18 protein-coding genes and 1 pseudogene are annotated in these 20,425 nt (G+C 71.7%); 2 read left to right on the top strand and 17 right to left on the bottom strand.

Annotation, left to right across the window (positions count from 1 at the left end):
• Positions 1-96 precede the first annotated feature (96 nt).
• The 15 genes and pseudogenes from KN815_RS27255 to hrcA form a co-directional block, all read right to left on the bottom strand.
• Positions 97-198 (bottom strand): annotated as a pseudogene (locus KN815_RS27255) (GTPase Era); the annotation flags it as partial.
• A 133-nt stretch (positions 199-331) separates the two neighbouring features.
• Complete coding sequence (gene era, locus KN815_RS27250) at positions 332-1,288, bottom strand: GTPase Era (RefSeq protein WP_216344556.1); 957 nt, start codon at positions 1,286-1,288, stop codon at positions 332-334.
• Positions 1,289-1,383: 95 nt separating this feature from the next.
• A complete protein-coding gene (locus KN815_RS27245) occupies positions 1,384-1,734 on the bottom strand; it encodes a cytidine deaminase-like protein (protein WP_078647413.1) in 351 nt (116 codons plus the stop codon).
• Between the two features lie 199 nt (positions 1,735-1,933).
• Positions 1,934-4,915: a beta strand repeat-containing protein gene (locus tag KN815_RS27240; protein WP_216344555.1), complete on the bottom strand. Its 2,982-nt coding sequence runs from the start codon at positions 4,913-4,915 to the stop codon at positions 1,934-1,936.
• Between the two features lie 517 nt (positions 4,916-5,432).
• Entirely contained in the window at positions 5,433-6,737 is a 1,305-nt protein-coding gene (locus KN815_RS27235; RefSeq protein ID WP_216344554.1) for a hemolysin family protein, read from the bottom strand.
• The gene (gene ybeY / locus KN815_RS27230) at positions 6,734-7,231 is read right to left on the bottom strand and encodes an rRNA maturation RNase YbeY (protein WP_216344553.1); all 498 of its coding nucleotides are present in this window, start codon (positions 7,229-7,231) and stop codon (positions 6,734-6,736) included. The genes KN815_RS27235 and ybeY overlap by 4 nt, the downstream gene beginning before the upstream one ends.
• A 12-nt stretch (positions 7,232-7,243) precedes the next feature.
• The gene (locus tag KN815_RS27225) at positions 7,244-8,248 is read right to left on the bottom strand and encodes a PhoH family protein (protein ID WP_216344552.1); all 1,005 of its coding nucleotides are present in this window, start codon (positions 8,246-8,248) and stop codon (positions 7,244-7,246) included.
• Positions 8,249-8,441: 193 nt separating this feature from the next.
• Complete coding sequence (locus KN815_RS27220) at positions 8,442-9,533, bottom strand: PfkB family carbohydrate kinase (RefSeq protein WP_216344557.1); 1,092 nt, start codon at positions 9,531-9,533, stop codon at positions 8,442-8,444.
• A gap of 193 nt (positions 9,534-9,726) precedes the next feature.
• Positions 9,727-10,647, bottom strand: coding sequence for a ribonuclease Z (locus tag KN815_RS27215; protein WP_216344551.1), 921 nt, complete (start codon positions 10,645-10,647; stop codon positions 9,727-9,729).
• Positions 10,648-10,650: 3 nt separating this feature from the next.
• Complete coding sequence (locus tag KN815_RS27210) at positions 10,651-11,010, bottom strand: histidine triad nucleotide-binding protein (RefSeq protein ID WP_216344550.1); 360 nt, start codon at positions 11,008-11,010, stop codon at positions 10,651-10,653.
• A gap of 77 nt (positions 11,011-11,087) precedes the next feature.
• Positions 11,088-11,813 carry a hypothetical protein gene (locus KN815_RS27205; protein ID WP_216344549.1) on the bottom strand — a complete coding sequence of 242 codons (726 nt, stop codon included), beginning with the start codon at positions 11,811-11,813 and terminating at the stop codon, positions 11,088-11,090.
• A gap of 144 nt (positions 11,814-11,957) precedes the next feature.
• Positions 11,958-12,701, bottom strand: coding sequence for a 16S rRNA (uracil(1498)-N(3))-methyltransferase (locus tag KN815_RS27200; protein ID WP_216344548.1), 744 nt, complete (start codon positions 12,699-12,701; stop codon positions 11,958-11,960).
• Positions 12,698-13,789: a nitronate monooxygenase gene (locus KN815_RS27195; protein ID WP_216344547.1), complete on the bottom strand. Its 1,092-nt coding sequence runs from the start codon at positions 13,787-13,789 to the stop codon at positions 12,698-12,700. The genes KN815_RS27200 and KN815_RS27195 overlap by 4 nt, the downstream gene beginning before the upstream one ends.
• Positions 13,790-13,891: 102 nt before the next feature.
• The gene (dnaJ, locus tag KN815_RS27190) at positions 13,892-15,025 is read right to left on the bottom strand and encodes a molecular chaperone DnaJ (RefSeq protein WP_078641360.1); all 1,134 of its coding nucleotides are present in this window, start codon (positions 15,023-15,025) and stop codon (positions 13,892-13,894) included.
• Positions 15,026-16,042, bottom strand: a complete 1,017-nt coding sequence (gene hrcA, locus KN815_RS27185; RefSeq protein ID WP_014060643.1) for a heat-inducible transcriptional repressor HrcA — start codon at positions 16,040-16,042, stop codon at positions 15,026-15,028.
• A gap of 165 nt (positions 16,043-16,207) precedes the next feature.
• Between hrcA and KN815_RS27180 the strand changes: the two genes are divergently transcribed.
• Both KN815_RS27180 and KN815_RS27175 read left to right on the top strand, forming a co-directional pair.
• Positions 16,208-16,930, top strand: coding sequence for an MBL fold metallo-hydrolase (locus KN815_RS27180; RefSeq protein WP_216344546.1), 723 nt, complete (start codon positions 16,208-16,210; stop codon positions 16,928-16,930).
• A gap of 133 nt (positions 16,931-17,063) precedes the next feature.
• Entirely contained in the window at positions 17,064-17,885 is an 822-nt protein-coding gene (locus KN815_RS27175; protein ID WP_216344545.1) for a DUF3097 domain-containing protein, read from the top strand.
• Positions 17,886-17,896: 11 nt separating this feature from the next.
• Here KN815_RS27175 and hemW read toward each other — a convergent pair whose 3' ends face one another.
• Both hemW and KN815_RS27165 read right to left on the bottom strand, forming a co-directional pair.
• Positions 17,897-19,129 (bottom strand): radical SAM family heme chaperone HemW, encoded by a 1,233-nt coding sequence (gene hemW / locus KN815_RS27170; protein ID WP_216344544.1) that lies wholly within the window; start codon positions 19,127-19,129, stop codon positions 17,897-17,899.
• A gap of 282 nt (positions 19,130-19,411) precedes the next feature.
• Positions 19,412-20,425 (bottom strand): PP2C family protein-serine/threonine phosphatase (locus KN815_RS27165; RefSeq protein ID WP_216344543.1); only part of this gene is annotated, 1,014 nt, incomplete at its 5' end.

Genomic DNA, 20,425 nt, shown 5'->3' with positions numbered 1-20,425 from the left:
CACCGTCCACGCCGCGGACCCCCATCTGAGCGACGCCCAGCGGGAACTGATCCGCACGGTGCTGAAGGAAGGGGCGTAGGGCCGCTCAACGGGGGCTCAGAAGCCCAACTTCCGCAATTGCTTCGGATCGCGCTGCCAATCCTTGGCGACCTTCACATGAAGGTCGAGGAAGACCGGCGTACCGAGCAGGGCCTCGAGCCCCCTCCCTCTGCCGCCCTCGCACCGCTCGGCCCCAGAGGGCCTCCCAGGCTTCGCACGGCTGCGCCGGCCTCCGACCGGCAGTGAGAGCCAAGCCCAGCACGCCCAGCTTCCGCAGCGGCGTGGACCCGGCTCAGAAGCCCAACTTCCGCAATTGCTTCGGATCGCGCTGCCAGTCCTTGGCGACCTTGACGTGAAGGTCGAGGAAGACCGGCGTACCGAGCAGGGCCTCGATGTGCTTGCGGGACTTGGTGCCGACCTCCTTGAGGCGGCGTCCCTTGGGGCCGATGATGATGCCCTTCTGGCTGGGCCGCTCGATATAGAGGTTGGCGTGGATGTCCAGGAGCGGCCGGTCCGCGGGGCGGTCCTCGCGGGGCAGCATCTCCTCCACGACCACCGCGATGGAGTGCGGCAGTTCGTCCCGTACGCCCTCCAGCGCGGCCTCCCGGATCAGCTCGGCCACCATGATCTGCTCGGGCTCATCGGTAAGGTCGCCCTCGGGGTAGAGCGCCGGGCCCTCGGGCAGCAGCGGGACCAGCAGATCCGCCAGCAGGCCCACCTGCTTGTCGCCCACAGCCGACACCGGGATGATCTCGGCCCATTCGATCCCCAGCTCCGTGCCGAGCCGGTCGATGGCGATCAGTTGCTGGGCCAGTTGCTCGGACTCGACCAGATCGGTCTTGGTGACGATCGCGACCTTGGGGGTCTTCTTGATCCCCGCGAGCTCGGTGGCGATATAGCGGTCGCCGGGGCCCAGCTTCTGGTCGGCGGGCAGGCAGAAGCCGATGACGTCGACCTCGGCCCAGGTGGTGCGCACGACATCGTTGAGCCGCTCGCCGAGCAGGGTGCGCGGCTTGTGCAGACCGGGGGTGTCGACGAGCACGAGCTGGGCCTCGGGGCGGTGCACGATGCCGCGGACGGTGTGGCGGGTGGTCTGCGGGCGGTTCGAGGTGATCGCGACCTTCGTCCCCACCAGCGCATTGGTCAGGGTCGACTTGCCCGCGTTGGGGCGGCCGACGAAGCAGGCGAAGCCCGAGCGGTGCGGGGTCTCCCGCTGCTCGGTCGGGGACGGGAAGGTACCGGCAGTCATGGACCCCATTCTCCCCGATGCCCCGGCCCGCTCGGACCAGTCGTCCCGCGCCTTGTACGACCGGTCGTCCCGGGCCTCGTACGACCGCCGGTGGGTCAGGCCGGGAGCGTGGCCCGCAGGGTGCCGTCGAGGCCCGCCAGCAGCACCGGCGTCCCGGCCCCGCCGAGGTCCCGTACGGCCGCGCGGTCCTCGTCCGACGCGCTCTCCGCCTCGGTCACCACGGCCGCGGCCTCCAGGGACGTGGCACCGCTCGCCACGGCCATGGCGACGGCGGTCCGCAGGGCGCTCAGCTTCAGCGAGTCGAGGGCCACGGTCCCGGCGACATACGTACGCCCCGTCTCATCGCGGACGGCGGCGCCCTCCGCCACGGAGTTACGGGCCCGCGCGGAGCGGGCCAGCGTGATGATCTTGCGGTCTTCGGGGTCCAACTGCGCTGCTTCGCTCATGCGGACGAGCATATGCGGGGCGTTGACCGGCGGTGCCGCCGGTGGGGTGGCCGGGGAGCCGGTCCCGGGACCGTCCCCGGGCACACCGCGGCCCGCGCCGGGCCGCTGTGCGGCGGCCCGGCGCGGGCGACTTGCCCTGTGCGGGTGTGTTCAGACCCTTATGCTCAGGCCCTTACGGTCAGGGCCTTACGGTCGGCCCTTACGGGAGGATCGGCGTCGGCTGGAAGGTCAGCGAGGCCGAGCCCGACGACGGGCTCAGGCCCGGGGCGCCGGCGAAGGAGGCGGTGTAGGTCGAGGCGGTGAGGATGGTCGGCGGGACCGTCACACTGCTGAGCGTCGCCGTACCGCTGGCGTTGGTGACCGCGCTGCCCAGCGCGATCGGTCCCACCAGGGAGTTGGCGACGAAGGTGAGGGTCTGGCCGGGGACCGGGTTGTTCGACGCGTCCCTCAGCGTCGCGCTCAGGGTCGGGATGATCAGCGTGCCGTTGAACCGCAGCCGGATGGTGGCCGGGGTGGCGGTCACGGTGGTCCCGACCGACGCCACGACCACGTTCTGGGTGATCGTCGGTGAGATGGAACCGGCGAAGCAGGTGTCGCCGTTGTAGGTGGCGGTGACCGTGTGCGCTCCGGTGGTGAGGGTGTTGGTGCTGGCCGTCGCCACGCCGGAGGCGTTGAGCGTGCCGGTGAGGGTGGGCCCGCCGCTGATCACGAAGGTGACGGTCCCGGTCGGCGTGCCCGTCGCCGGGGGCACCGGGGTCACGGTGGCCGTGAAGGTCACGTTCTGGCCGGGGGTGGACGGGTTGGGCGAGGAGGTGAGCGTGGTCGTGGTGGTCGCCTGGCCGACGGTGACGGAGCCGGAGGCCGACGAGCCCGCCACACCCGCGTTGCCCCCGTACGAGGCCGTCACGCCGTGTGCGCCCACCGGGATGGCGCTGGTCGTCACACACGCCTGACCACTGGCGTTCAGCGTCCCGGTCAAGGTCGGACCACCCGCGATCGTGAACGTCACCGTTCCGGTCGGGGCGCACGTGCCGGGCGATGTCGTGGTCACCTGCGCGCACAGGGTCACCGACTGGCCGCACACCGGGGAGGCGGGCGTGATGGTCAGCGCGGTCGTGGACGCGGCTTGGCCGACGGTGATGGAGCCGGAAGCCGAAGAGCCCGCCACGCCCGTGTTGCCCGCGTACGTGGCCGTCACCGCGTGGGTGCCGACCGGGATGGCGATGGTCGTCACACACGCCTGGCCGGTCGCGTCGAGCGTCCCGGTCAGGGTCGGACCACCCGCGATCGTGAACGTCACCGTTCCGGTCGGGGCGCACGTGCCGGGCGGCGTCGTGGTCACCTGCGCGCACAGGGTCACCGGCTGGCCGCACACCGGGGAGGAGGGCAAGAAGCTCAGGGTCGTGGTCGAGACGCCCTGGTTGACCGTGACGGACCCGGAGGCGTTCGACCCGGCCACGCCGGTGTCACCGGAGTAGGTGGCCGTCACCGCGTGGGTGCCGACCGGAATGGCGCTGGTCGTCACACACGCCTGACCACTGGCGTTCAGCGTCCCGGTCAAGGTCGGACCACCCGCGATCGTGAACGTCACCGTTCCGGTCGGGGCGCACGTGCCGGGCGGCGTCGTGGTCACCTGCGCGCACAGGGTGACCGACTGGCCACACGACGATGAGGGGGGTGTGATGGTCAGCGTGGTCGTCGAGGCGGCCTGGTTCACCGTCAGGGGGAGGGTCGTCGTCGAGCCCATGACGTCCCCGTCGCCCGGGTAGGTGATGGTCACGCTGTGCGTGCCGACCGGGATAGCGCTGGTCGTCACACATGCCTGGCCGGTCGCGTCCAGCGGGCCCGTCAGGGTCGGACCACCGGAGACGGCGAACGTCACGGTCCCGGTGGGGATACATGTGCTGGGCGGCGCGACGCTCACGTCCGCGCAGATGGTCACCGGCTCACCGCAGACGGACGGGCTGGGCGAGATGCTGGCCGAGATGCCCGAGACACCCTGACCCACGGTGATCGGCGCCGTGCCGGCGGAGCCCGCGATGTTCGTGCTGCCCCCGTAGGTGGCGGTCACGGTGTACGACCCCGCGGTCAGCGCGCTGGTGGTCACGCAGGCCTGGCCGCTCCCGTTCAGCGTGCCGGTCAGGGTGGGGCCACCGCTGATCGCGAAGGTCACCGTGCCCGTGGGCGTACAGGTGCTCGGCGGCGACACGGTCACCTGGGCACAGATGGTGATCGCCTCACCGCAGACCGGCGAGGCCGGGGACACCGAGACCGTCGTCGTCGAGGCTCCCTGACCGACCGTGACCGAGCCGGTTCCGGTCGAGCCCGCGACGTTCCCGTTTCCGGCGTAGGCGGCCGTCACGGCATGGGTCCCCACCGGGACGGCACTGGTCGTCACACACGCCTGGCCGGTCGCGTCCAGCGTGCCTGTGAGCGTCGGGCCGCCGGCGACGGTGAACGTCACCGTGCCCGTCGGGGTGCAGGTGCCGGGCGCGACGACGGACACCTGGGCGCACAGGGTCACCGGCTCACCGCAGACCGGCGAGGCGGGGGACACGGTGAGCGCCGTGGTGGAGGACGCCGGGTTGACGGTGAGCTGCGTCAACGGCGAGTTGGACGCGGCGAAGTCGGTGTCGCCGTTGTAGAACGCGGCGACCTGGTGCGTGCCCACGCTCAGCCCGGGGACGGTGACGGAGGCGTTCCCGGACGCGTCGAGGGCCCCGGTCACCGTGGGCCCGTCCGCGCTGATGATGAAGGTGACCGTACCCGTGGGGGTGCCGCTGCCCGGGGGCACCGCCGCCACACTGGCGGTCAGCGTCACGGTCTCCCCGCAGACGGACGCGGGCGGGACGAAGGTGACGGTGGTGGTCGTCGCCGACTGGTTGACCTGCTGGATGGTCGTGCCGGATGAATTGTCCGTGGGATCGGAGGAGTTGACGAAGTTCGCCGTGACCAGATGGGAGCCGACGGCGAGGGAGGAGTCGGTCACGCTGGCCGTGCCGGAGTCGACCCCGGTTTGGGTGAGCGTCACGGGGCCGATGGTCGGACCGCCCGCGATGACGAAGGTCACGTCGCCCCATGGAGGGGTCCCGGCGGTGATGCCGGTGACGGTGGCGGTGTAGGTGACGGACTGACCGAAGACGGAGGGATTCGGCGTGGAGGTCACCGTGGTGGTGGACATGGAAGCGGCCGCCCTTTCCTGAGTTCAGGGGGATGAGCCGCCCGACCCCGCGCGGCGCATGCCACGCGGGGCCTTGGCCTCTGCACGGGGGTGCCCATACGGCCGACCCGTCTACGTCAAGCAGACAGGCCGGCAGTCCCCCGACAGAGGTATGGGCGACCCACCAGTCGGTAATTGCAAGTAAGCGGGGGCCTACGTCAGATGAGCCAGGGAGCGGACGGCTATTCCACTCATATGGCGCAGCGCGAGCGGCGCGTTGCCGATGCGCCGGCGCGACGGCCCGCTTTCGCGCAGCCGGATGCCACGCCCCCGCGCATACGGCGGGGGCGCGGGAAGCGGCCGGTCGGAGAAGGGCGGGGGAAGTCCGCTATGGTTCGGCAGCGCCCCGAAGGGCGCGGGGCTGTTTCGATATGCGGCTCCGCCGCGGCCGTGTCGATATGCGGCTCCGCCGCGTGGGACCAGCCACGACGGCGCCGCAGATGGCCACCGACGCATCGGGGCGCTTCCAGCGGAGCGCTTACTCGGCCGCGGCGGTCTCGCGGACCGGCTCGACCAGCACCGTGACAATGCGGTTGCGGCGGCCCGCCGGGGACTCGGCGGTCAGCCGCAGCGCCTTGAGCGCGGGGTCGGTGCCGCCCTCGGGGACGTCGACCTCGGCCGTGGCGCCCGCGATCGGCACCCGGCCCAGCGCCTTGGCGAGCAGCCCGCCCACCGTCTCGACGTCCTCGTCCTCCAGGTCCGTGCCGTACAGCTCGCCCAGGTCGCCCAGGGCGAGCCGGGCGGTCACCCGGTGGGTGCCGTCGCCCAGGTCCTCGATGGGCGGCAGCTCACGGTCGTACTCATCGGTGATCTCGCCGACGATCTCCTCGAGGATGTCCTCGATGGTGACGATGCCGGCCGTGCCGCCGTACTCGTCGATCACGACGGCGACGTGATTGCGCTCCTGCTGCATCTCGCGCAGCAGATCGCCCGCGTTCTTGGTGTCCGGGACGAAGGTTGCGGGCCGCATCGCGGTGGAGACCAGCTCGGCCTCGGCCTCGCGGTTGATATGCGTCTTACGGACAAGATCCTTGAGGTAGACCACCCCGACGATGTCGTCCTCGTTCTCCCCGGTGACCGGGATCCGGGAGAAGCCGGAGCGCAGCGCCAGGGTGAGGGCCTGCCGGATGGTCTTGAAGCGCTCGATGACCACGAGGTCGGTGCGCGGCACCATCACCTCGCGCACCAGGGTGTCGCCCAGCTCGAAGACGGAGTGGACCATGCGCCGCTCCTCGTCCTCGATCAGCGACTCCTGCTCGGCGAGGTCCACCAGTGCGCGCAGCTCGGCCTCGGAGGCGAACGGGCCCTTACGGAAGCCCTTGCCGGGCGTGAGCGCGTTACCGAGGAGGATCAGCAGCGGCGGGATGGGGCCCATGACCCGGGCCAGCGGAATCAGCACATAGGCGGCGACGGTCGCGGTGTTGAGCGGATGCTGGGCGCCGATGGTGCGCGGGGAGACGCCGACGGCCACATACGACACCAGGACCATCACGCCGATCGCGACGGTCAGCGCCTTCCAGGTCTCGTCGAACTCGCGCAGACTCGCGAACGTGACGACCGCGCCCGCCGCGACCTCGCAGGCGACCCTGACCAGCAGCGCCACATTGAGATAGCGGGTGGGGTCCTCGGCGACGAGCATCAGCTTGGCGCTGCCGCGCCGCCCGGAGCGCACGGCCTCCGCGGCCCGGAACCGGGTGGTGCGGGCGAGACCGGCCTCCGCGCAGGCCGCCAGCCAGGCCACCACGACCAGCAGGACGGTCGCGGTGACGAGCTGGGCGCTCATCGGACGGTGGGGGCCGGGGAGGGGCCGGTCAGGCCCTGCTCCGCGCGCCAGCCGTCGATGATGGCAGCCTGGAGGCCGAACATCTCGGCGCGCTCGTCCGCCTCCTCGTGGTCATAGCCGAGGAGGTGGAGAACGCCGTGGACGGTGAGGAGCTGGAGCTCCTCGTCCATGGAGTGCCCGGTCGGCGCCTCCTCCCCCTGCTTCTTGGCCACTTCGGGGCAGAGCACGATATCCCCGAGGAGGCCCTGCGGGGGCTCCTCGTCGTCCTTGGCCGGCGGGCGCAGCTCGTCCATCGGGAAGGACATGACATCGGTCGGCCCCGGCAGGTCCATCCACTGGATATGAAGCTGCTCCATGGCGTCGGCGTCGACGACGATCATCGAGAGCTCGGAGAGCGGGTGAATACGCATCCGGGCCAGCGCGTAGCGGGCGACGTCGAGCACAGCCCGCTCGTCGATATCGATACCGGACTCGTTGTTGACGTCGATCGCCATGGGGGTTCGTGATTACTTTCCGTTGCGGCTGTCGTACTGGTCGTATGCGTCGACGATGCGGCCGACCAGCTTGTGACGGACCACGTCGGTGCTGGTGAGCATGGAGAAGTGAACGTCCTCGACACCGTCCAGGATCTCCCGCACCTGGCGCAGACCGCTCTTGGTCCCGCCGGGGAGGTCGATCTGGGTGATGTCGCCGGTGATCACTATCTTGGAGTCGAAGCCGAGCCGGGTGAGGAACATCTTCATCTGCTCGGGGTTCGTGTTCTGGGCCTCGTCGAGGATGATGAACGCGTCATTGAGCGTCCGGCCGCGCATATACGCCAGCGGCGCGACCTCGATCGTGCCCGCGGCCATCAGGCGCGGGATGGAGTCGGGGTCGAGCATGTCGTGCAGCGCGTCGTAGAGCGGCCGCAGATACGGGTCGATCTTCTCGTAGAGGGTGCCGGGCAGGAAGCCGAGCCGCTCCCCCGCCTCGACCGCCGGCCGGGTGAGGATGATCCGGGTGACCTGCTTGGACTGTAGCGCCTGGACCGCCTTGGCCATGGCCAGATAGGTCTTGCCGGTGCCCGCGGGGCCGATGCCGAAGACGACCGTGTGCTTGTCGATGGCGTCGACATAGCGCTTCTGGTTGAGCGTCTTGGGACGGATGGTGCGGCCGCGGTTGGAGAGGATGTTCTGAGTGAGCACCTCGGCAGGCGTCTCCTGCCCTGTGCCCTCTCCATTTTCGGCCGCGCGCAACATGGAGATCGAGCGCTCCACCGCATCCTCCGTCATCGGTTGACCGGTGCGGAGCACCAGCATCATCTCATCGAACAGACGCTGGACCAGGGCGACTTCCTTCGGATCCCCGGTGGCGCTGACTTGGTTGCCCCGTACGTGGATATCGGTCGCCGGGAACGCGTTCTCGATCACACGCAGCAGCGCGTCACCGGATCCCAGGACCATGACCATGGGGTGCTTGTTCGGGACCGTGAACTGCGCATGCGCCTGCGGTGCTGTGGTTGGTTGCGTCATGGGCCGGCTCTCTGGCCTGCTTCTACCTCCTGGCAAGGGTTCTCGCCGCTCGACAACCTTGGCTACAAGGGTACGACGGAGCACCGACAAGACCCGAGCGCTTTTCCTCCTCATCCACTCATCACCTCACCCACCTGGGGCTCCCGCGCCCCGGCCGCCCCGGGGTCCGGGTCCTGGGGCCCGGGCCTCGGCGCTACGCCTGGCGGAAACCGATCGTCGGAACGGCCCGGCGCAGCGGCCAGGGGCGGGCGGCGGCCGGGAGCAGCCGGTCGAGGAAGGCGTAGCGGCGCAGCGCACGGCCGGGCTGGTCGTCGTAGGAGCGGGCGTGCTGCCACCAGGCGGCGATCTCGACCCAGCCGGGCGCGGACAGCGAGCCGCCGAACTCCTGCACCGACAGCGCGGCGGTCAGCCCGGCGAAGGCCAGCCGGTCGGCGAGCGGCCAGTCGGCGAGCGTGCCGGTGACGAAACCGGCGACGAACACATCCCCGGCGCCGGTCGGGTCCAGGGCCTCCACGGAGATCGCGGGCACCTCGGCGGTCTCGCCGGTGCGGCCGTCGACCGCGTACGCCCCCTCGGAGCCGAGCGTGACGACGGCGAGCGGGACCAGATCGGCGAGGGCCCGGGCGGCGGCGCGCGGGCAGTCGGTGCGGGTGTAGCGCATCGCCTCCTCGGCATTGGGCAGGAACGCCTCGCAGTGCTCCAGCTCGGCGAGATCGGCCGGATCCCAGCGGCCGGTGTCGTCCCAGCCGACGTCCGCGAAGACCCTGCTGCCGCGGCGGGCGGCCTCGGCGACCCACTCCTGGCCGCGGCCGGGCACCAGGGAGGCCACGGCGGCGCGGGCCGGGGGCGGGCAACTGGGCGCGGGCTCCTCGGGCGGCGGGGCCTCATGGCCATGGGAGACCATCGTCCGCTCGCCCTCGTAGGCCATGGAGACGGTCACCGGGGAGTGCCAGCCGGGGATCGTGCGGGAGAGCGAGAGATCGATGCCCTCGCCACGGTCCAAGGCGTCCTGGCAGTAGTCCCCGTAGTGGTCGTCACCGAAGGCGGCGGCGAGCGAGGTGCGCAGGCCGAGCCGGGCCAGGGCGGTGGCCATATTGGCGACGCCGCCGGGGCTCGACCCCATGCCGCGGGCCCAGGACTCGGTGCCGCGGACGGGGGCGGTGTCCAGACCGGTGAAGATGATGTCGAGGAAGACGGTGCCGGTGAGATAGACGTCGCACCCCGGGTCACCGGGCCGGCGGACGGCCTCGAGCGGGTCGAGCAGGGGGTAACCCGCTGTGAGCATGTCGCCGTTGTGTGTCGTCACCGCGCTCTCCCAGGTCTGACCGGTCCGCCTCCATCGTCGGATGCGGGTGCGGACAGTGTGCACGATGGCACGGACAACGGGCCGGGGACCGGCAAGCGTCACCCCCTCGGGGCCTTTGCCGGGCCGGCGCGCCCCGGCTCGGCGCGCCGCCCCTTCGGCCCGTACGCCCCCCTCAGCGCCGTTTGGGCAGCGCCACCGTCATCAGGTCCTCGGCGACCGTGAGCTCCCCCTCGAACCCGGCGGCCCGCGCCTGGCGCTCGAAGTCGGACGGATCGCCGTAGCGCTGCGAGAAGTGCGTCAGCACCAGATGCCGCACCCCCGCCCCGGCCGCCACCCGGGCCGCCTGCCCGGCGGTCAGATGCCCGTACTCGACGGCCAGCGCCTCCTCCTCGTCCAGGAAGGTCGACTCGATGACCAGCAGATCGCACCCCTGAGCCAGCGCGGAGACGCCGTCGCACAGCCGGGTGTCCATGATGAACGCGAAGCGCTGCCCCCGGCGCACCTCGCTGACCTCTTCGAGCGTGACCGTACGCCCCTCGATCTCCAGCGCCCGCTCCCGCTGCAACCGGCCGATGTCCGGCCCGCGGACGCCGGAGGCGGCGAGCCGCTCGGGCAGCATCCTGCGGCCGTCCGGCTCGGTCAGGCGATAGCCGTACGACTCGACGGGGTGCGAGAGCCGGGCCGCCTCCAGCGTGTACGCGGGCGTGCGGGCCAGGACCGCGCCGTCACCGGCGACCGGCTCCTCGGTCAGCGCCACCGTCTCGCGGTAGGCGGTCGCGTACCGCAGCCGCTCGAAGAACCGCTGTCCGCTCGCCGGGTAGTGGGCGGTCACCGGGTGCGGCACCCGGTCGAGGTTGATCCGCTGGATCACCCCGGCCAGGCCCAGCGAGTGGTCCCCGTGGAAGTGGGTGACGCAGATCCGGTCGATGTCATGGGCGGCGACCCCGGCCCGCAGCATCTGGCGCTGGGTGCCCTCACCGGGGTCGAACAGCAGCCCCTCGCCGTCCCAGCGCAGCAGATAGCCGTTGTGGTTGCGGTGCCGGGTCGGCACCTGGCTGGCGGTGCCGAGGACGATCAGTTCCCGTGCGGACAAGGGTTATCCGGGGGGCCAGTTGAGGCCGCGGCCGCCCAGGACGTGGGCATGGGCGTGGAAGACGGTCTGACCGGCGCCGGAGCCGGTGTTGAACACCACGCGGTAGCCCGTCTCGACGAGCTTCTCATCGACGGCGACCGCGCCCGCCTCGCGCAGCACATCCGCGGCGACCCGCGGTTCGGCCGTCGAGAGGGAGGCCGCGTCCGGGTAGTGCACCTTGGGGATCACCAGGATGTGGGTGGGTGCCTGGGGGTTTATGTCGCGGAATGCGACAGTGGTGTCCGTCTCGCGGACGACGGTGGCCGGCACCTCCCCCGAGACAATCTTGCAGAACAGGCAGTCGGCCTGCGGTTCTCCCGCCACCGGTGGCTCCTTACGGATCGTCGGCACATACGGTCCGGATGGTACCGGGAGCCTCTGCCGGCGGGAGAGATCGCGCCCTATTGGCCCTGACTGCCGCCCTCGGTACCGTCCTTACCGGCGCCGTCCTTACCAGCGCCGTCCCCGGCACCGGCCTGACCGGCGCCGCCCTCGGTGGTCGGGTGGTTCCAGGGGTGGCTGCGAGTCGGCTGGGGGCTCTCCGTGGTCGGGCCGTCCCACGGGTGGCTGCGGGTCGGCTGGGGGGCCTCGGTGGTCCGGTGGTCCCACGAGTGGCTACGGGTCGGCTGGGGGCTCTCCGTGGTCGGGCGGTTCCACGAGTGACTGAAGGTCGGCCGGGGGCTGTCGGTGTCCGGGCCGCCGCCCTGGCACTCCCCGATCACCTGCGCCTCGAAGACCTTATGGCCGTCCACCTGGCCGGTCACATCGCCCCGGACGCAGTGATCCGCCCGTACGTAGGTCACCCGGCCCTTGATCCTGATGTCCTTGTCGTTGTCGGTCCTGCCGTGGCAGTCCACCGTTGCGTCGGTCTTCCCGGACCGCTCGCTCCCCGAGGGCGAAGCACCGGCCGTATGGCCGTTCTTGAACTCGGCGTTGCAACTCATCCAGCGGACGCCGACCCCGCCCCGCTCCAGCGCCTCCGTGCCGACCTTGTCCGTGGTGATCGCGACCGTCACGGAGCTGATGCCGCCGCCCGTCGGCTCACACGCCGTCACCGCGACCGCCGCGCCGACCGCCGCGACGGACAGGAGCGCCCGTCTCCGCCTTGCCTGGTTCAATACCCCCATAGGGAAAGGTTCCCATCGGCCGACGCCTATCGGAAGGCCGTCCTCGGCCAGGTACGGGCGCACAGCAGCGCGAAGAGACCCCCGAAGGGCCTCTCTCGTCCCAGAGGGGCCCTCATCCCAATAGGGCCCCCAGAGGGGCCTCTCTCACCCCCAGCGGCCGGTGCGGCCGAGCAGCAGCGCGGCGGCCGCCGTTCCGGCCGTGGAGGTGCGCAGCACGCTCGGGCCCAACCGGAACGGCCGCGCGCCCGCCTCCGCGAAGGCCGCCAACTCCTCCGGGGATACGCCCCCTTCGGGCCCGACGACCAGCACGATCTCGCCGCTCGCGGGCAGTTGGGCGCTCGCGAGCGGTTCGCCGCCCTCCTCGTGGAGCACGGCCGCGAACGCGGCTTCGGCGAGAAGCAGGGCAACCTGCTTGGTCGTCATCGCGCCCGGGACCTCGGGGAAGGTCAGCCGACGGGACTGCTTGCCCGCCTCGCGCGCGGTCGACCGCCACTTGCCGAGCGCCTTGAGGCCGCGCTCGCCCTTCCACTGGGTGATGCAGCGGGACGCCGACCACGGAACGACGGCGTCCACACCGGTCTCCGTCATGGTCTCCACCGCCAGCTCGCCCCGGTCGCCCTTGGGCAGCGCCTGGACGACGGTGATCCTCGGGTCCGGGGCCGCCTCCTGGCGCACCTCGTCCACCGCGATCTGGAGCCGGTCCTTGCCCTCGACGGCCGCCACGGTGCCCTGGACGCCCGTACCGTGGCCGTCCGTCAGCACCACGGGCTCACCGACGCGCAGCCGCCTTACGGACACCGCATGGCGCCCCTCCGGGCCCTCCAGCCAGACCCGGGCCCCCGCGGCCGCACCCGCCAGGGAGTCGGCCACGAACACCGGGGCGGTCACGACACCGCACCCCGCTGGGTCTGAAGGCCCAACTCGGTCCGCGCGGCGTCGAGTTCCACCACGAGAGTCTCCACCAGCCGCGCGGCGGGCAGTTCGCGCGCCAGCCGGTGCCCCTGCCCGGCCCACAGCGCCATCCCCTGCGGATCGCCCGCCTTGGCGGCCGCCTTACGGAGGCCGGACGTCATATGGTGCAACTGGGGGTAGGCGGCGGGCGCGTGCGGGCCGTGCTCGCGCATAAAGCGGTTGACCAGGCCCCGGGCCGGGCGGCCGGAGAAGGCGCGGGTCAGCTCGGTCCGGCCGAACAGCGGATCCGTCATCGCCTGCTTGTGCAGGGCGTTCGCCCCGGACTCGGGGCACACCAGGAACGCGGTCCCCATCTGGGCCGCGACCGCACCCGCGGCCAGCGTCGCGGCGATCTGCGAACCGCGCATGATCCCGCCCGCCGCGATGATCGGGATCTGCACGTACTCACGCACCAGCGTGATCAGCGACAGCAGACCGAGCCCGGCGCCCATCCCGTGGACGGCCGGGTCATTGCTGTACGTGCCCTGGTGGCCACCGGCCTCCACGCCCTGCACACAGACGGCGTCGGCGCCCGCCCACTGGGCGGTCTGCGCCTCGACGGGCGAGGTCACGGTCACGATCGTGCGGGTGCCCGCCTTGGCGAAGGCGTCGAGGACCGCGCGGGTCGGGCAGCCGAAGGTGAACGAGACGACCGGAACCGGGTTGTCGAGGAGCACCGCGAGCTTGGCGTCGTACGCGTCGTCCGTGCCCGCGTCCGGGTCGCCCAGCGGAGTCTCGTACCAGGCCGCCTCGCCCGTGAGCCGCGCCCGGTAGGCCCCGACGGCGGCGGTGTCGGCGTCGGCCGGCTGCGGCATGAACAGATTGACACCGAAGTGCCGGCCGGTCAGCCCTCGGAGCTGTTTGATCTCCTCATACATCGCTTCCGGCGTCTTGTAGCCGGCAGCGAGGAAACCGAGGCCACCGGCCTCGGAGACAGTGGCGGCGAGCTGCGGGCAGGAGGCTCCACCCGCCATCGGCGCCTGCACGATCGGGTACCGGTAAAGATCGGTCAGCGCGGAGGACATGGCCACATCGTGCCATGCCCTCCGTACGGGCTCACCACCGGATCAGCGGCGCTGCGGGCGTCAGCGGCGCCCATTACGGGCCGTATCGCGGCCCGGAAGCGCCTACCGTCCGTTGAACGCGTCCTTCAGCCGCGAGAACAGCCCCTGCTGTCCCGGTTTGAATTCGCCGATCGGGCGCTCCTCGCCACGCAGCTTGGACAGCCGCCGCAGCAGCTCCTCCTGCTCCGGGTCGAGCTTGGTCGGGGTGGTCACCTCGACATGCACGATCAGATCGCCCCGGCCGCCGCCCCGCAGATGGGTGACGCCGCGCTGGTGCAGCGGGATCGACTGGCCGGACTGGGTGCCGGGCCGGATGTCGACCTCCTCCATGCCGTCCAGCGTCTCCAGCGGCACCTTGGTGCCCAGCGACGCCGCCGTCATCGGGATCGTCACCGTGCAGTGCATATCGTCGCCGCGCCGCTGGAAGACCGGATGCGGGACCTCGTGGATCTCCACATACAGGTCGCCCGCCGGGCCGCCGCCCGGTCCGACCTCGCCCTCACCGGCCAACTGGATCCTGGTGCCGTTGTCCACACCGGCGGGGATCTTCACGGTCAGGGTGCGCCGCGAGCGGATCCGGCCGTCGCCCGCGCACTCCGGGCACGGGGTCGGCACCACGGTGCCGAAGCCCTGGCACTGGGGGCACGGCCGCGAGGTCATGACCTGGCCCAGGAAGGACCGCGTCACCTGCGAGACCTCACCGCGGCCACGGCACATGTCACAGGTCTGCGCCGAGGTGCCCGGCGCCGCGCCCTCGCCGCTGCACGTCGTGCAGACGACCGCGGTGTCGACCTGGATGTCCTTGGTCGTCCCGAACGCGGCCTCGCTGAGCTCCACGTCCAGCCGGATCATCGCGTCCTGACCGCGCCGGGTCCTGGAGCGCGGACCGCGCTGCGAGGCGGTGCCGAAGAACGCGTCCATGATGTCGGAGAAGTTGCCGAAGCCCCCTCCGAAGCCGCCGGCGCCACCGCCGCCCGCCCCGGACATCGGGTCCCCGCCCAGGTCGTAGACCTGCTTCTTCTGTGGGTCCGACAAGACCTCGTAAGCGGCGTTGATCTCCTTGAACCGCTCCTGGGTCTTCGGATCCGGGTTCACATCCGGATGCAGCTCGCGTGCGAGCCGGCGGAATGCCTTCTTGATCTGGTCCTGCGAGGCATCACGCGGCACGCCCAGGACTGCGTAGTAGTCCGTCGCCACTTACGACTCCGCCAGGATCTGTCCGACGTAACGTGCCACTGCGCGTACCGCTCCCATCGTTCCGGGGTAGTCCATGCGGGTCGGTCCGACCACGCCGAGTTTGGCGACCGCCTCGTCGCCGGAACCGTAGCCGACCGCGACGACCGAGGTGGCGTTGAGCCCCTCGTGAGCATTCTCATGCCCGATCCGCACGGTCATACCCGAGTCCTTGGCCTCGCCCAGCAACTTGAGGAGGACGACATGCTCCTCGAGCGCCTCCAGGACGGGCCGGATCGTCAGGGGGAAATCATGCACGAAACGCGTGAGGTTCGCGGTGCCGCCGATCATCAGCCGCTCCTCGGTCTCCTCCACAAGCGTCTCGAGCAAGGTCGACAGCACGATCGAGACGGTCCCCCGGTCCTCCTGTTCGAAGGACTCCGGAAGATCCTGCACCAACTGCGGCACATCCGCGAAACGCCGACCCACGACCCGGCTGTTGAGCCGGGCGCGCAGATCGGCCAGCGAGTCCTCGGTGATCGGGGTGGGGCAGTCCACCATGCGCTGCTCCACCCGGCCGGTGTCCGTGATCAGCACCAGCATCACCCGGGCCGTGGCCAGCGGCAGCAGCTCCACATGGCGCACCGTCGAACGGGTCAGCGACGGATACTGCACCACCGCCACCTGCCGGGTGAGCTGCGCCAGCAGCCGGACCGTGCGGCCCACCACGTCATCGAGGTCGACCGCGCCGTCCAGGAAGTTCTGAATGGCCCGCCGCTCCGGGCTGGACAGCGGCTTCACGCCGGCCAGCTTGTCCACGAAGAGGCGATAGCCCTTGTCCGTGGGAATCCGCCCGGCGCTCGTATGCGGCTGGGCGATGAATCCCTCGTCCTCCAGAGCGGCCATGTCGTTACGCACCGTGGCCGGGGAGACCCCCAGCCGGTGCCGCTCGGTGAGGGCCTTGGAGCCGACCGGCTCCTCCGTCCCCACATAGTCCTGGACAATGGCACGCAGCACCTCGAGTCTGCGTTCGCTGAGCACCCCGCGCACCTCCAGTCCAGCGGTCTCATCAGGTCGTCCGCCTGGCACTCACCGGGCACGAGTGCCAGAACCCCCCAGCCAGTGTACGGCGGGGTGCGGTGGCATGGGCAAGAGCCGCCGCACGGCAGCAACTCTCCCCCATCCCCGTTGAGCTAGCGTCGCGGTATGGAGACGTGTTGGGAAGAGGCGGGCTGGGAGCGGCTCGCGCCCGGTGTGGCCCGCCGTCGGCTGCCGGAGTGGGACGAGACGGTCGGCGTGGTCGTCGGCCGGACCGACATCCTCGTCGTGGACACCGGCGCGACCCTGCGCGCCGGGGCCGAGCTGCGCGCCCTGATCACCCGGCTGACCGGCCGCCGCCCCACCCGGATCGCGCTCACCCATCCGCACTTCGACCATGTCCTGGGCTCGGCCGCCTTCGCGGGCTGCGAGGTGTACGGGGCCACGGGCGTGGACGAGCTGCTGCGCCGTGAGCGGGAGACGCTGCGCGAGGACGCGATCCGCCATGGAGTGGACCGGAACGCCGCCACCGAGGCCGTGGACCATCTCGTCGGCCCGCACCATCTGGTCTCGGGGGAGCTCACCCTGGACCTGGGCGACCGGCCGGTGCTGCTGGCCAATGTGGGGCCCGGCCACACCGCCCATGACCTGGCCGTTCTGGTGCCCGGCCAACCCGAGGTGGTCTTCTGCGGCGATCTGGTGGAGGAGTCCGGCCCGCCCCAGGCCGGGCCCGACGCGATCCCCGGCCGCTGGCCCGCCGCCCTCGACCGGCTGCTCGCCCTCGGCGGCCCGGACGCGCGGTACGTCCCGGGGCACGGCTCGGTCGTGGACGCCGGGTTCGTCCGGGCCCAACGCGACGAACTCGCGGCCCGCTTCGGCGTGTCTCTCTAGGCGTCCGCCCAGCCGCCCCTCCAGTCGTTCCCCTGGTCACCCAACTGGGCGTCCCTCTAGGCGTCCCTCTAGGCGTCCACCTAGTTGTCCGCACTACAGGAGCGGGCGGTCGTCGCGCGCTATCGTCATCCGGATGCGACAGTACGACCCGGACCTGACCCCGCCCTGGAAGCGGCATCGGCCCGCCCCCGAGGTCCCCGCCGAGCCGGACCTCGTCGTGGAGGAGGTCACCACCGGCTTCTGCGGCGCCGTGATCCGCTGCGAGAAGACCGCCGAGGGCCCCACGGTCACTCTGGAGGACCGCTTCGGCAAACATCGCGTCTTCCCCATGGAGCCGCGCGGTTTTCTGCTGGAGGGGCGTGTCGTCACCCTCGTACGCCCGCGTGCGGCGGCCCCCAGCGCGCCCCAGCGCACGGCCTCGGGGTCGATCGCCGTTCCGGGAGCGCGCGCGAGGGTCGCCCGTGCGGGGCGCATCTATGTCGAGGGGCGCCATGACGCGGAACTGGTGGAGCGGGTCTGGGGCGACGATCTGCGCATCGAGGGCGTCGTCGTGGAGTACCTGGAGGGCGTCGACGACCTGCCCGCCATCGTCGATGGCTTCTCCCCCGGCCCGGACGCCCGGCTCGGCGTCCTCGTCGACCATCTGGTGCCGGGCTCCAAGGAGTCCCGTATCGCCGCGCAGGTCACCGGCGAGCATGTGCTGGTCCTCGGCCACCCCTATATCGACATCTGGGAGGCCGTGAAGCCGTCCTCCGCCGGCATCCCGGCCTGGCCGACGGTGCCGCACGGCCAGGACTGGAAGAAGGGCGTCTGCCGCGCCCTGGGCTGGCCGGAGAACACCGGGGCCGCCTGGCAGCGGATCCTGTCCACGGTCCACACCTACAAGGACCTCCAGCCGGAGCTCCTGGGCCGGGTGGAGGAACTGATCGACTTCGTGACGACCCCGCAGGGCTGACGGCTCCCGTCTCAGTCCACCAGGTCCCGCACCACCGCGTCCGCCAGCAGCCGCCCGCGCAGCGTGAGCACGGCCTGCCCCCGTCCGTACGGCTCCGGGGCCAGCAGGCCGTCCTCCAGCGCCCGTGCCGCGGCCACCGCCCCGGCCGGGCGCAGCAGCTCCAGCGGGCAGCCCTCGGCCAGCCGCAGTTCCAGCAGGATCCGCTCCACCCGGCGCTCCTCGGCGGTCAGCAGCTCCCGGCCCGCGCCGGGCGACCTGCCCTCGCCCAGGGCCTGCGCATACGCCCCGGGGTGCTTCACGTTCCACCACCGCACGCCGCCCACATGGCTGTGCGCGCCGGGGCCGGCGCCCCACCAGTCGGCGCCGCGCCAGTACAGCTCGTTGTGGCGGCAGCGCCCGGCGGGCGAGGCGGCCCAGTTGGAGACCTCGTACCAGGCGAACCCGGCGGCCGACAGGGTCTCCTCGGCGATCAGATAGCGGTCCGCGTGCACATCGTCGTCGGTCATCGGGACCTCGCCGCGCCGGATCCGCCGCGCCAGTTGGGTGCCCTCCTCGACGATCAGCGCATACGCCGACACATGGTCCGGCCCCGCCCCGAGCGCCGCCTCCAGGGAGGCCCGCCAGTCCGCGTCGCTCTCCCCCGGCGTCCCGTAGATCAGGTCCAGGTTCACATGGTCGAATCCGGCCGCCCGCGCCTCGGCCACGCACGCCTCCGGCCGCCCGGGGGTATGCGTGCGGTCCAGCACCTTCAGGACGTGCTGCCGGGTGCTCTGCATCCCGAAGGAGATCCGGTTGAACCCCGCCTCCCGCAGCTCCGCCAGATAGCGCGGATCGACCGACTCCGGATTCGCCTCGGTCGTGACCTCGACCCCGGCGGCCAGCCCGAACTCCTCCCGGATCGCCCCGAGCATCCGCCCGAGATCCGCCGCGGCGAGCAGGGTCGGGGTCCCGCCGCCGACGAAGACGGTCTCCACAGGCCGCGGGTCGTCGCCCAGCACCTTCCGCGCCAGCCGCACCTCCTCGACGACCTGCTCGGCGTAGTTGTCCCGCGAGGCGAGCACACCGCCGGAGCCGCGCAGCTCACTGGCGGTGTAGGTGTTGAAGTCGCAGTAGCCGCAGCGGGTGGCGCAGTACGGCACATGCAGATAGAACCCCAGCGGCCGCCGCTCCGCCCCCGCCAAAGCGGTCGCGGGCAGTGCGCCGTCCTCGGGCATGGGCTCACCATCTGGCAGTACGGAAGGCATGCCCCCATTGTCCGTCACGGCCCGCGCAGCCCGGGACCGCGAGACGGTGCCCGGCGGCCGCGGCCGTCAGCAACCGGGCCTACGGGGTGTCCGGCGGGACCACGCGGCGGAGCCGCACACCGATGCTTTCCGCTCCCCGCCCCTTCCCACAGCACCGATATGCGGCTCCGCCGTGTGGCAGGGGCTCCGCCCCTGGACCCCGGGGTCTGGGGCGGAGCCCCAGTTGCGGGAAGGGGCGGGGAGGGGAACAGCCCGCCGCAGGCGTCGTTCCGCCGGACACCCCTAGACCACCTTCAGGACCAGCATCGCCAGGTCGTCGTCCGGCGGCTCCGCCGCGAACTCGTCCACCGCCTGCCGCACCCGCTCCGCGACCTCCCGCGCGCTCAGCCCCGCGCACAACGTGAACGCCGCCGCCAAGCCGTCCTCGTCGTCGAACTGCCGGTCGCCGGATCGGTGCTCCGTCACCCCGTCCGTCACACAGAGCAGCGTTTCCCCTGGCGTCAGATCGAACGATTCACTCTCGTACGTCACATCGTCCACAACGCCCAGCAGTATCTGCGGCGCCGCGACGGTCCGCACCTCGCCTTCGGGCCGCAGCACCAGCGGCAGCGGATGCCCCGCGCTGGCCAGTGTGCAGCGCACCCCCTGGCCCTCGCCCAGCGGCTCCAGCTCCCCGTACAGCAGCGACAGGAACCGCGCGACGCCGCCGCCCGCCGGGAGCCCCGTGCCGACCAGGCCGCCATCCATCAGGTCCATGACCCCGGCGGGGCCTCCCGCGGCCTCCACACCGGCCGCCACGGCCTCCGCGGCGCCCTCGACCGCCTGTTCCACCGCCTCCTCGCCCAGGAGCTGGTTGAGCCGGTCCAGGACCTCTCCCACGCCGTATCCCTCGCGGGCGAGCAGCCGCAGCCAGGGCCGGACGAGGCCGGTCACCACGGCCGCCTCCGGGCCGTTTCCGCAGACGTCGCCCAGGACGAAGCACCAGCGGCCGTCACCGGCCGGGAAGACGTCGTAGAAGTCGCCCCCGGCCGAGATGTCGCCGGTCGGCTCGTACACGACCGCCGACTCGACGCCGGGGATACGCGGGATGACGGACGGCAGCAGCCCGCGCTGAAGCACCCGGCTGATGGTCGCCTGCCGGGTGTAGCGGCGGGCGGAGGCGAGCGCCAGGGCGACGCGGCGGGCGAAGTCCTCGACCAGGCCGACCGCCTCGTCCGGCATCCGCACCAGCCCGGCCCGCCCCAGCAGCAGCGTGCCGAGCGCACGGCCGCCCGCGACCAGCCGGCAGGCGAGGGC

Source organism: Streptomyces niphimycinicus (assembly GCF_018883605.1).
In the GTDB taxonomy this organism is placed as follows: Bacteria; Actinomycetota; Actinomycetes; order Streptomycetales; family Streptomycetaceae; genus Streptomyces; species Streptomyces niphimycinicus.
The sequence above is the reverse complement of the archived record's forward strand: the minus strand, read 5'-3'. Positions and strand labels throughout refer to the sequence as shown.